At 71.8% G+C, this 12,324-nt stretch carries 9 protein-coding genes; 2 read left to right on the plus strand and 7 right to left on the minus strand.

Translation table 11 applies throughout. The features are described from left to right. Position 1: 1 nt before the first annotated feature. The 3 genes from ABZ721_RS16575 to ABZ721_RS16585 all read right to left on the minus strand — a co-directional run bounded on the left by ABZ721_RS16575 (position 2) and on the right by ABZ721_RS16585 (position 5,322). On the minus strand, positions 2-1,870 hold the full coding sequence (locus ABZ721_RS16575; RefSeq protein ID WP_358789321.1) for a serine/threonine-protein kinase: 1,869 nt from the start codon (positions 1,868-1,870) through the stop codon (positions 2-4). A gap of 71 nt (positions 1,871-1,941) precedes the next feature. After that, the gene (locus ABZ721_RS16580) at positions 1,942-3,591 is read right to left on the minus strand and encodes a serine/threonine-protein kinase (RefSeq protein ID WP_358789322.1); all 1,650 of its coding nucleotides are present in this window, start codon (positions 3,589-3,591) and stop codon (positions 1,942-1,944) included. A gap of 24 nt (positions 3,592-3,615) precedes the next feature. Then, positions 3,616-5,322 carry a glycerol-3-phosphate dehydrogenase/oxidase gene (locus ABZ721_RS16585; RefSeq protein WP_358789323.1) on the minus strand — a complete coding sequence of 569 codons (1,707 nt, stop codon included), beginning with the start codon at positions 5,320-5,322 and terminating at the stop codon, positions 3,616-3,618. A gap of 222 nt (positions 5,323-5,544) precedes the next feature. Between ABZ721_RS16585 and ABZ721_RS16590 the strand changes: the two genes are divergently transcribed. Together ABZ721_RS16590 and ABZ721_RS16595 are read left to right on the plus strand one after the other, a co-directional pair. Then, entirely contained in the window at positions 5,545-6,801 is a 1,257-nt protein-coding gene (locus ABZ721_RS16590; protein WP_358789324.1) for a nucleotide sugar dehydrogenase, read from the plus strand. A 136-nt stretch (positions 6,802-6,937) separates the two neighbouring features. After that, on the plus strand, positions 6,938-7,528 hold the full coding sequence (locus ABZ721_RS16595; RefSeq protein WP_358789325.1) for a hypothetical protein: 591 nt from the start codon (positions 6,938-6,940) through the stop codon (positions 7,526-7,528). Between the two features lie 75 nt (positions 7,529-7,603). On the opposite strand, the gene ABZ721_RS16600 is transcribed toward ABZ721_RS16595, so the two are convergent. The 4 genes from ABZ721_RS16600 to ABZ721_RS16615 form a co-directional block, all read right to left on the minus strand. Next, on the minus strand, positions 7,604-8,725 hold the full coding sequence (locus tag ABZ721_RS16600) for a GuaB3 family IMP dehydrogenase-related protein (protein WP_358789326.1): 1,122 nt from the start codon (positions 8,723-8,725) through the stop codon (positions 7,604-7,606). Positions 8,726-8,829: 104 nt separating this feature from the next. Further along, positions 8,830-10,332, minus strand: coding sequence for an IMP dehydrogenase (guaB, locus tag ABZ721_RS16605; protein WP_250977303.1), 1,503 nt, complete (start codon positions 10,330-10,332; stop codon positions 8,830-8,832). 100 nt (positions 10,333-10,432) lie between these two features. Beyond that, on the minus strand, positions 10,433-11,062 hold the full coding sequence (locus ABZ721_RS16610) for a sigma-70 family RNA polymerase sigma factor (protein ID WP_358789327.1): 630 nt from the start codon (positions 11,060-11,062) through the stop codon (positions 10,433-10,435). A 242-nt stretch (positions 11,063-11,304) separates the two neighbouring features. Further along, positions 11,305-11,916: a response regulator transcription factor gene (locus tag ABZ721_RS16615; protein ID WP_003948568.1), complete on the minus strand. Its 612-nt coding sequence runs from the start codon at positions 11,914-11,916 to the stop codon at positions 11,305-11,307. Positions 11,917-12,324 lie beyond the last annotated feature (408 nt).

Raw genomic sequence — 12,324 nt, forward strand, 5'->3', positions numbered from 1 at the left:
ATCAGTTACCCGGTTTGAAGGTGCTGAAGAACGTCTGGAGCATCTGCTGCACGGCCGGGGTGTCCCACTGGTCGGCGGGAGCGGAGAACATGATGGCGAAACCCTGGTGGTCGTTGACGACGAACCCGCGGTTCAGGACGCGCGCCTTGAGGCCGCCCTTCTCGGTCCGCGCGAAGTTCCAGTCGGCCGCGGTGGGGTAGCCCCGGTAGTTGACCGCCGTGATCGGCGACAGCAGCCGGTAGCCGTTGCTGGACGACCGCACCGAGGGCTCGTTGTTCTGCCAGGCCGCCGCCGCGTCCTTGCCCGGCTGGTCGGTGAAGTCGATCTGCACCCGCGGGAAGCCGCCGTCGGCGCTGAATATGAAGCTGTCCGCGCCCGCGCCGCCGGTCTTGTGCCAGCCCGTGGGCAGCGCGATGGAGAAGTGGCCCGCGGTCACGACGCCGTAGCCGGGCGGCACGGTGCCGCCCGCGCCCGCCGGCGGGTTCGCGGAGGTGCCCGTGCTGCTCCCCGTCGAGGCACCCGGGCCCGTGGACGGGTTCGCCGACGGCTGCTGCCCGGACGCGCTGGTGCTCCCCTTCGACGGGGTGGGGGACGGCTTGCCGGGCGCCGAGGACGAGGCACCCGGCTTGGAGTCCGGCGTCTGGTCCCCGTCACCGGCGTTGGCCAGCGCGAAGCCGATCGCGGTGCCGACGACGGCGAGGACCACGGCGATGACCGCGATGATCAGGACCTTGCGCGGCACGACGTCGGTGATCGGCGCGCGCGGCGCCTTGGACGCGCTGTCCGGCTCGCCCGGCTCCGCCGCCGGTCGCGGCTTCGCGGCCTTCGCCGCCTTGGCGGCCCCGGCCGCGGTCGCGGAGCCCGCCGCCGCGGCGGCGCCGCGCACCGAGCGCAGCGCGTTGCGGACCCGGGCCTGGTCGGCGGCGGCCTTGCGGGCCGCGGGCGGTGCGTCCGTCGGCGTGGGCTGCGGGTCGGGCGGCAGCGGGACGACGCGCGTGGCGGAGTTCCCCGGGTCGGTCGGCGGCGCGACCGGGTGCAGCGGCGCGGTGGCGACACGGGTGAGCAGGGTGCGCACGCCCGCGTCGTCCAGCCGCTCCGCCGGGTCCTTGATGAGCAGGCCGTTGATGGCGTCGGCGAGCGGGCCCGCGTTCACCATGGGGCCGACCGGCTCGGTCATGACGGCGGTCAGCGTGGCGATGGCCGAGCCCTTGTCGTAGGGCGGGCGGCCCTCGACCGACGCGTACAGCAGGGCGCCGAGCGACCACAGGTCGGCGGGCGGGCCGGGCTTCTGGCCGCGGGCGCGCTCCGGCGAGATGTACGAGGGCGCGCCGACGAGCATGCCCGTCGAGGTGACGGAGGGGTCGCCGTCGATCTGCGCGATGCCGAAGTCGCTGAGCACCACGCGGCCGTCGTCCGCGATCAGGACGTTGGACGGCTTGACGTCGCGGTGGAGGATGCCCTCCTTGTGCGCGGCCTTCAGCACGTCGAGCACCACGAGCGCGACCTCGGCGGCGCGCTGCGGGGTCAGCGGGCCGTCCTCACGGATGGCGTCGGACAGCGAGCGGCCCTCGACCAGCTCCATGACGATCCAGGGCCGGTCGTCCTCCTCGACGACATCGAACACGGTGACCGCGCCGGTGCCCCGGATCCGCGCGGTGGCCTTCGCCTCGCGCAGGGTGCGGGTGATGAGCCGGCGCTTCTCGTCCTCGTCGACATTTCCGGGGAAGCGCAGCTCCTTGACGGCGACGGTCCGGCCGAGGGTTTCGTCCTCCGCGCGCCAGACCGTGCCCATGCCGCCCTTGCCGAGGACCTCGCCCAGCCGGTACCGGTCGGCGAGGAGACGTCCGTCGGTGCCTTGCGCCTGGCCCATGAATTCCCCTGCGGTCACTGGTGATGTGGGTCCCATCATCGCCGACCGGAGGCCTTCGAAGCGAACCCGGCTTACTGCGCGGACGGCCTGAAACCGGCCACCGCGTTGTCGAACACCGGCTTGTACTCGTCCCATTGGGACTTGGGAGCGGACAGGTAGATGGCGTACTCGCGTTCGCCTTCCTTCCCGAATCCCAGATCTATGGCCCGATAGTCGCGTTTACTGCCTTTGAACGTGAACTGCCATATGGCGGCGTTCTGTCCGAATACGGTCGTCGGCTGCATCCGTTCCTGGTGGTAGCCGGCCAGGGTGTCGCGCACCTTGGTCTCCAGGGACTTGAAGTGCGCGAGGTGGTCGGGGCCCGCGTAGTCCAGGACGCTGACCTTGAGCCCCACGAGCCCGGTGGGATCGATGTAGTTGATCTCTCCGTCCGCCAGCGAGCGCCGCCAGCCCTTGGGTACAGGCATCGCATACCCCTTGGCGTCCTCTTTCACCATCCGGTAGTTCTTCGGCAGCGGCGGGGCCGTGCTCGTGGACGGCGAGGGGCTGGGGGTCGGGCTGCTGGGCTGCGGCGACGCGGTGTGCGCCCCGGAGCCTCCTGCCCGGTCGTCGCCGGTGTCCCGGAAGTACGCGTACGCGGCGGTCCCGCCGGCCGCGACGGCGGCGGCGGTGAGCAGCGCGACGACCCACCGGCCCCGGCGCCCCTGCCGCGGGGCGGCGGGCGGGCCGCCGGCGGCGGTCGCCGAGGTGCCGGGGACCGGCTCGGCGCCGTGGTTGACCGTCACCTGCGCGGTCTGGCGCGCCGGTTCCCGCGGTCCGCCGGCCCGGGAGGCGGCGGGCGCGACCGCGTGCGACGCGGCCGGAGCGCGCTCGAACCGCGTGGTGTCCGCCTCGCCGGCCGGCAGCCGCAGCAGCCGTTCCGCCTCCTCCGCCGACATCCGCTCGGCCGGGTCCTTGGCGAGCAGCCCGGCGATGACGTGTTCCAGCGGCCCGGCGTTGGCGGCGGGCAGCACGGGGTCCTCGGAGATGGCGTACGCGGTCTCGATCGCGGTGTCCCGGCGGAACGGCGAGGTCCCCTCCACCGCCTGGTAGAGCGTCGCGCCCAGCGCCCACAGGTCACCGGCGGGGCCGGGCTGTTGGCCCTTGATGCGCTCGGGCGAGAGGAAGTCGATGGAGCCGATCAGCTCGCCGGTGCGGGTGAGCGTCGAGGTGCCGGACGCCTGCGCGATGCCGAAGTCGGTCAGCACCACCCGCCCGTCCTCGCCGAGCAGGACGTTGCCCGGCTTCACGTCGCGGTGCAGCACCCCGGCGCGGTGCGCGGCCCGCAGCGCGGCGACCATGCCGCGGCCGATCCGCGCCGCCTCCTGCGGCGGCAGCGCGCCGTCCTTCTTCAGCGCCTCGCCGAGCGTCATGGACGGGACGTACTCCATGACGATGGTCGGCAGGCCCGCGTCGTCCACCACGTCGTGCACGACGATGACGTTCGGGTGGCTGATCCGGGCCGCGGCACGCGCCTCCCGGCGGGTGCGCTCGAAGATGGTGGCCAGTTCGTCCTCGTGCAGATGGGGCTGCGGGGGGTGCAGCTTCTTCACCGCCACCTGGCGGCCGAGCAGTTCGTCCTCGGCGCGCCACACGGTGCCCATGCCCCCGCGGCCTATCCGCTCGACCAGCCGGTACCGGCCGGCCACGAGTCGCCCCGCCTCCGCGTGATCAGACACCATGCGCCCCTCTGCTCCCCCGCTGGTCTAAAGGGGAACGATATCCGGCGCCCCCAGCCGTGCCGCGTCCGCGGTGGTGTCGTCGGGCTGCCGCTGGGACTCGCGCTCCGCCTCGACGCGCTTGTGGTAGTGCTCGACCTCCTTCTCGATCTGGCCCTTGTCCCAGCCCAGGACGGGTGCCATGAGTTCGGCGGCCTCGCGGGCGCTCAGCGTCCCGCGGTCGAAGGTCTCGATCGAGATACGGGTCCTGCGGGTCAGCACGTCGTCGAGGTGCCGGGCGCTCTCGTGCGACGCCGCGTACACGATCTCGGCCCGCAGGTAGTCCTCGGCGGCCGGCAGCGGGTCGCCCAGCGACGGGTCGTCCACGATCAGCTGCAGGACCTCCTCGGTGAGCGCGCCGTATCGATTCAGCAGGTGCTCGATCCGGGCGACGTGCAGCCCCGTCCGGGCCGCGAGGCGGGCCCGCGCGTTCCACAGCGCGTGGTAGCCCTCGGCGCCGACCAGCGGCACCTCCTCGGTGATGCACTCGGCGACCCGGTGGTCCAGCCCGTGCACGGCCTCGTCCACCGCGTCCTTCGCCATCACCCGGTACGTCGTGTACTTGCCGCCCGCGACGACCACCAGGCCCGGCAGCGGGTGCGCCACCGTGTGCTCGCGCGAGAGCTTGCTCGTCGCGTCCGACTCGCCCGCCAGCAGCGGCCGCAGCCCCGCGTACACGCCCTGGACGTCGTCCCTGGTCAGCGGGGTGTGCAGCACCGAGTTGACGTGTTCGAGCAGGTAGTCGATGTCGGCGCTGGACGCGGCCGGGTGCGCCTTGTCCAGGTCCCAGTCGGTGTCGGTGGTGCCGACGATCCAGTGCCGTCCCCACGGGATGACGAAGAGCACGCTCTTCTCGGTCCGCAGGATCAGCCCGGTCGTGGAGTGGATGCGGTCCTTCGGCACGACCAGGTGGATCCCCTTGGACGCCCGGACGTGGAACTGCCCGCGCTCGCCGATCAGCGACTGGGTGTCGTCCGTCCACACCCCGGTCGCGTTCACGACCTGCTTGGCGCGGACCTCGTAGGTGCCGCCGCCCTCCACGTCCTCCACCTTGGCGCCGACCACGCGCTCGCCCTCGCGGAGGAAGCCGATCACCCGCGCCCGGTTGGCGACCTGGGCGCCGTACGCCGAGGCGGTCCTGACCAGCGTGGTGACGTAGCGCGCGTCGTCCATCTGGGCGTCGTAGTACTGCAACGCGCCGACCAGGGCGTCCTTCTTGAGGGCGGGGGCGACCCGCAGCGCGTGCTTGCGCGTCAGGTGGCGGTGCACGGGCAGCCCGCGGCCGTGCCCCGACGAGAACGACATGGCGTCGTACAGGGCGACGCCGGAGCCGGCGTAGAACCGCTCCCAGCCCTTGTGCTGCAACGGGTACAGGAACGGCACCGGCTTCACCAGGTGCGGCGCGAGGCGCTCCAGCAGCAGGCCGCGCTCCTTGAGCGCCTCGCGCACCAGGGTGAAGTCGAGCATCTCCAGATAGCGCAGACCGCCGTGGATCAGCTTGCTGGAACGGCTGGAGGTGCCGGACGCCCAGTCCCGCGCCTCGACCAGACCGGTCGACAGCCCGCGGGTCGCCGCGTCGAGCGCGGTACCGGCGCCGACCACGCCGCCGCCCACGACCAGGATGTCGAGCTCCTCGTCCGCCATTCGGGCGAGAGCGGCCTCGCGCTGCGCCGGGCCCAGTGTTGTCGTCCGCATTCGTGCCTCCTGTTGTGGAGCAGGTGCGTGCGCCCCGTCACTCGATAGTGACCGCCGCAACGTCCGGCAGCCACCTCTGCGGGTTCCGGCACCCCCGTACCGTCCCCCTGTCCTGGCGGGATCACCCCGGCGATACCGGCGCGCCGTGCAGTCATATCAGCGTTATGTCTGGTTAGCCTGATTTGAAGCCATTCGTGGCTGCTAGGGAGAGGACTGACCCCCATGCCCGCAGACCTCGCCGTCATCGGACTCGGCCGCGCCGGGATCCTCCTCGCCCAAGCGGCCGCCGCCGCCGGAGTCGGCGTCATCGGATACGACGCCGACGAGCAGACCGTCGCGGACATCAACGCCGGCCGCGTCCCCTCCGGCTCGCTCGCCGCGGCCGACATCCGTCGCATGCTCGCCACCGGATTCCGCGCCACGTCCGACCCCTCCGTGCTCGGCCGGGTGAGGACCGCCGTGATCTGCGCCCCCACCCCGCTCGGCGCCGACCGCGCCCTCGACCTCAGCGCCGTGGCGGCCGCCGCACGGGCACTCGCCACGCACCTGCGGCCCCACACCACCGTGGTGCTCGAATCCACCGCCTACCCCGGCACCACCGAGGAAGTCCTGCTGCCCCTGCTGGAGGAGTCCGGCCTGCGGGCCGGCCGCGACTTCCACCTCGCCTACTCCCCCAGCCGCGTCGACCCCGGCAGCCGGGACCACCACATCCCCAACACCCCCAAGGTCATCGGCGGGTACACCTCCGCCTGCACCGAGGCGGCCGCCGCGTTCTACGGGCGCTTCGTCGAGCGCGTCGTCCGGGCCCGCGGGCTGCGCGAGGCCGAGACCGTCAAGCTGCTGGAGACCAACTACCGGCACGTCAACATCGCCTTCGCCAACGAGATGGCGGTCTTCTGCCACGACGTCGGCGTCGACCTGTGGGACGTCATCCGCTGCGCGGAGACCAAGCCGTTCGGCTTCCAGGCGTTCCGGCCCGGCCCCGGCGTCGGCGGACCGGGCGTCGCCCTCGACCCGAACTACGTCACCACCCGGGCCCGCACCCCCGGCTACCCGCTGCGCATCGTCGAGCTGGCCCAGGAGGTCAACGGCCGCATGCCGCGCTACGTCGTGCAGCGCGCGGCCGCCCTGCTGAACGAGCACGGCAAGTCACTGCGCGGCGCCCGCGTCCTGCTGCTCGGCGTCACGTACAAGGCCGACCTGGCCGACCAGGAGAACGCCCCCGCCCGCGAGATCGGCTCCCGGCTGATCGAACTGGGCGCCCAGATCTGCTACCACGACCCCTACGTCCCCGAGTGGCGCGTCCTGGACCGCCCCATCCCCCGCGCGGACTCGCTGTGGGAGGCCGCCGCCGACGCGGACCTGACGCTCCTGCTGCAGCACCACCGCACGTACGACCTCCAAGGCCTGGCCGTCAAGGCGCAGTTGCTCCTCGACACCCGCGGCGCGACCCCCGTGGGAGCCGCCGCCCGCTTGTAGCGGACCGGTAGCGGTCACGTAACGGCCCCACGAAACGTCTTGTCGCACTGTCATATCGGACTGCTAGCCTTCGGGGCCTTCTCTCGCACGCGACACTCCTGTGCGATTCAAACCTTCCGTCCCCGGGGGACCCATCATGAGCCAGTCGTACCCACCGCCACCGCAGCAGGGCGGCAACCCCTACGGTCAGCAGCCCCCGCAGGGCGGCAACCCGTACGGTCAGCAGCCTCCGCAGGGCGGATTCCCGCAGCAGGGCCAGCCGGGCCAGCAGCCCGGCGGCTTCGGCGGCGGCTACCCGCCGCCGGCCCCGCTGCCGCCGGCCCGCAACAACGCGGGACTCGGCATCCTCGTCGGTGTCCTCGCGATGATCGTCGCCGCGCTGGCGTACGGCGGGCTCATCAAGGTGACCGAGCATGAGATCGGCTGGGCGGCCCTGGGAGTCGGCGCCCTGGTCGGTGTCGCGGTCGGCAAGGTCGGCGGCAGCAACCCGATCCTGCCGATCATCGCCATCCCGCTCGCCCTGCTCGGCGTCTACTGCGGCCAGATCTTCGGCATCGCGCTGACCATCGCCGACCTGCCCGGCGCTCCCGATGTCCTGACGATCCTCACGGACCACTTCGACCTCGTGCAGGAGGCGTGGAAGGAGAACGTCGGCGGCATGGACATCCTCTTCTTCGGCCTGGCCGGCGTCGAGGGCTTCGTCATCGCCAAGCGCGTCGCTGCCTGATCCCGCTCGCGCTGACGTGAAGGGGCCCGGACCGCAGCGCTGCGGTCCGGGCCCCTTCGCGTCAGCGCGAGCGGGTCAGCGCGTGTGCGCCGGCGACACCGTCACCTCGACCCGCTGGAACTCCTTCAGGTCCGAGTAGCCCGTGGTGGCCATCGAACGGCGCAGCGCGCCGAAGAAGTTCATCGAGCCGTTGGGCGCGTGCGACGGGCCGAGGAGGATCTCCTCCGTCGTGCCGGCGGTGCCCAGGTTCATGCGCTTGCCGCGCGGCAGCTCCGGGTTGACCGCCTCCATGCCCCAGTGGAAGCCGCGGCCCGGCGCGTCCGTGGCACGGGCCAGCGGGGAGCCCATCATCACGGCGTCGGCGCCGCAGGCGATCGCCTTCGGCAGGTCGCCGCTGGAGCCGAAGCCGCCGTCGGCGATGACGTGCACGTACCGGCCGCCGGACTCGTCCATGTAGTCGCGGCGGGCGGCCGCGACGTCCGCGACGGCGGTCGCCATCGGGACCTGGATGCCGAGCACGGCGCGCGTGGTGTGCGCGGCGCCGCCGCCGAAGCCGACCAGGACACCGGCGGCGCCGGTCCGCATCAGGTGCAGCGCGGCGGTGTACGTGGCGCAGCCGCCGACGATGACCGGGACGTCCAGCTCGTAGATGAACTGCTTCAGGTTGAGCGGCTCGTGCGAGCCCGAGACGTGCTCGGCCGACACGGTCGTGCCGCGGATCACGAAGATGTCCACGCCCGCGTCGACGACGGCCTTGGAGAACTGCGCGGTGCGCTGCGGGGAGAGCGCGGCGGCGGTGACGACACCCGCGTCACGCACCTCCTTGATGCGCTGCCCGATCAGCTCTTCCTTGATCGGCGCCGAGTAGATCTCCTGGAGGCGGGCGGTCGCGGCCGTCTCGTCCAGCTCGGCGATCTCGGCGAGCAGCGGCTCCGGGTCCTCGTACCGGGTCCACAGCCCTTCGAGGTTGAGCACGCCCACCCCGCCCAGGTTGCCGATGCGGATCGCGGTCTCCGGCGAGACCACCGAGTCCATCGGGGCGGCGAGGAAGGGGAGCTCGAAGCGGTAGGCGTCGATCTGCCAGGCGATCGAGACCTCCTTCGGGTCCCGGGTGCGGCGGCTGGGGACGACGGCGATGTCGTCGAATGCGTACGCCCTGCGGCCGCGCTTGCCCCGCCCGATCTCGATCTCAGTCACTGTTGGCCCTTCTTCGCTGGTCTACCCGCCCAGTATCCCCGAGCGGACAGGCGGAAGCCCGCAGACCATCGGTCCGCGGGCTCGCGCTGATGTTCTTCCGCAGGTCAGCGGCCGTGATAGTTCGGCGCCTCGACGGTCATCTGGATGTCGTGCGGGTGGCTCTCCTTGAGGCCGGCGGAGGTGATCCGCACGAAGCGGCCCTTGGTCGCCATCTCGTCGATGCTGGCGGCACCGACGTAGCCCATGGTCTGGCGCAGGCCGCCGACCAGCTGGTGCAGCACCGCGGAGAGCGGGCCGCGGTACGGGACCTGGCCCTCGATGCCCTCGGGGACGAGCTTGTCGTCCGAGGAGACCTCGGCCTGGAAGTAGCGGTCCTTGGAGTAGGACAGGCCCTGGCCGCGGGACTGCATCGCGCCGAGCGAACCCATGCCGCGGTACGACTTGAACTGCTTGCCGTTGATGAAGAGCAGCTCGCCGGGGCTCTCCTCGCAGCCGGCCAGCAGGCTGCCGAGCATCACGGTGTCGGCGCCGGCCGCGAGGGCCTTGCCGATGTCGCCCGAGTACTGCAGGCCGCCGTCACCGATCACCGGGACGCCCGCGGCCTGGCAGGCCACGGCCGCCTCGTAGATCGCGGTGACCTGGGGGACGCCGATGCCGGCGACCACGCGGGTGGTGCAGATGGAGCCGGGGCCGACGCCGACCTTGACGCCGTCCGCACCCGCGTCGATCAGCGCCTGGGCGCCGTCACGGGTGGCGATGTTGCCGCCGATGACGTCCACCGAGACGCTCGACTTGATCTTGGAGATCCAGCTCAGCGCGTTGCTGTTGTGGCCGTGCGAGGTGTCCACGATCAGGAAGTCCACCCCCGCCGCGACCAGGCCCTGGGCGCGCTCCAGCGCCTCGGGGCTGGCGCCGACGGCCGCGCCGACCAGCAGCCGGCCCTCGGCGTCCTTGGCGGCGAGCGGGTACTTCTCGGCCTTGACGAAGTCCTTGACGGTGATCAGGCCCTTGAGCCGGCCCTCGTCGTCGACCAGCGGAAGCTTCTCGATCTTGTGGCGGCGCAGCAGGCCGATCGCGTCCACGCCGGAGATGCCGACCTTGCCGGTGACCAGCGGCATGGGCGTCATGACCTCGCGCACCTGGCGCGAGCGGTCGCTCTCGAAGGCCATGTCGCGGTTGGTGACGATGCCGAGCAGCTTGCCCGCGGCGTCGGTGACCGGGACGCCGCTGATGCGGAACTTGGCGCAGAGCGCGTCCGCCTCGGCGAGTGTCGCGTCCGGGTGCACGGTGATCGGGTCGGTGACCATGCCGGACTCGGAGCGCTTGACCAGGTCGACCTGGTTGACCTGGTCCTCGATCGACAGGTTGCGGTGCAGTACGCCCACGCCGCCCTGCCGCGCCATGGCGATGGCCATCCGCGCCTCGGTGACCTTGTCCATCGCGGCGGACAGCAGCGGGATGTTGACCCGGACGTTGCGCGAGATACGGGAGGCGGTGTCGACCTGGTTCGGGAGCACCTCGGAGGCACCCGGCAGCAGCAGCACGTCGTCGTACGTGAGGCCGAGCATCGCGAATTTCTCGGGTACCCCTGCGGCGTTCAGAGTCATGACACCTTCCCAATGGTCTTGCCCGGCGAGTTGTTCAATGCTAGTGGACTCCGCCGGCATTCCCCGCTACTCCGTCGGGACCCCGGGACGACCGGCGGCGTTACGCGCTGAGGCCTCGGGGATCGCCGCCGGACGAGGCCTCGGCGGACTCCTCCGCGATGGCGCGCAGCCGGCTGAGGGCGCGGTGCTGCGCGACCCGGACGGCGCCGGGCGACATCCCCAGCACCTGCCCGGTCTCCTCGGCGGTGAGACCGACCGCGACCCGGAGCAGCACCAGTTCCCGCTGGTGCTCGGGAAGGTTGGCGAGCAGCTTCTTGGCCCAGGCCGCGTCGCTGCTGAGCAGCGCGCGCTCCTCGGGGCCGAGCGAGTCGTCCGGCTTCTCCGGCATCTCGTCGGAGGGCACGGCGGTGCTGCCCGGGCCGCGCATGGCGGCCCGCTGCAGATCCGCGACCTTGTGGGCGGCGATGGCGAAGACGAACGCCTCGAAGGGCCGCCCCTGGTCGCGGTAGCGCGGCAGCGCGCACAGCACGGCGAGGCAGACCTCCTGCGCGAGGTCGTCCACGAAGTGACGAGCATCACCGGGCAACCGCGACAGCCGGCCGCGGCAGTACCGCTCCGCCAACGGGTGCACGAGGGCCAGCAGATCGTGGGTCGCCTGCTCGTCACCGTCGACCGCACGGCGGACGAGTGCGCCGAAGGCTGCGTTGTCGCCGTTGGCCTCGTCTCGCATCGGTCCATGGTGCATGGCCGCAGGACTTTCTGCCGCATCGCGTGAGCCCTTGTGCACCGAAGCGTTATGCGCGGGGGCGTCGGCCGCCTTCACGGCGTCCCCCCGCTGCCCCGCCCGCCGATCCCCGAGGAAGTCCATACGTCAAGCATGCGTCCTCGCTCGGGAAACCGGTACGAGCGGAGCGGCCCCACCCGAAAGCCCACCGCGCATGGCCCTATGTCCACGGTCCTCTGTCCGCGGTTCTAGCGGACCAGGCCCCAGCGGAAGCCGAGCGCCACCGCATGGGCGCGGTCGGACGCGCCGAGCTTCTTGAACAGCCGCCGGGCGTGGGTCTTGACCGTGTCCTCGGAGAGGAACAGCTCGCGGCCGATCTCGGCGTTGGAGCGCCCGTGGCTCATGCCTTCGAGCACCTGGATCTCGCGCGCGGTCAGGGTCGGGGCGGCGCCCATCTCGGCGGAGCGCAGCCGGCGCGGGGCCAGCCGCCACGTCGGGTCGGCGAGGGCCTGGGTGACGGTGGCCCGCAGCTCGGCGCGCGAGGCGTCCTTGTGCAGGTACCCCCGGGCACCTGCGGCGACGGCGAGCGCCACGCCGTCCAGGTCCTCGGCGACGGTGAGCATGATGATGCGGGCGCCGGGGTCCGCGGAGAGCAGCCGGCGCACGGTCTCGACACCGCCGAGGCCGGGCATCCGGACGTCCATCAGAATGAGGTCCGAGCGGTCGGCGCCCCAGCGGCGGAGGACTTCCTCGCCGTTGGCCGCGGTCGTTACACGCTCGACGCCGGGCACGGTCGCGACCGCGCGGCGCAGGGCCTCTCGGGCGAGCGGGGAGTCGTCACAGACGAGGACGGAAGTCATGCCCGCCCTCCGCAGCTGAACCGCGTCACGTTGAGCCTCCAGGCTGTACGAAACTTCACCGTTGGGGCTGACGGCGTCGGGCATGTGCCCGAATCGTTCGTCCGCCAACCACTTCCGTACTCTCAACGACCCTCACTCGAAAGAGTTACGGAGTTTGGCTGCAGTAGCCAGCACTCTACGTGAGGGAACGAATACGGATCAGCCGTGACGCGGGCCCGCGGGGCGCACTTGGGGCGGACGCGGAAGCACTTCGCGCGCCCATGTGCCGGACATGCATCCCGCCGAACGGGTCCTATGTCGGAGTTTGAACTATTCGGATGCTCTTTGGCGCAATGCGCGGTGTTCGCGGCTAAATTTGTGATGAGTCATATTTACATCTACTTAGACAGTAGATGTACGGTCGAGAGC

Origin of the sequence: Streptomyces sp. NPDC006733 (genome assembly GCF_040636125.1) — a bacterium.
GTDB lineage: Bacteria > Actinomycetota > Actinomycetes > Streptomycetales > Streptomycetaceae > Actinacidiphila.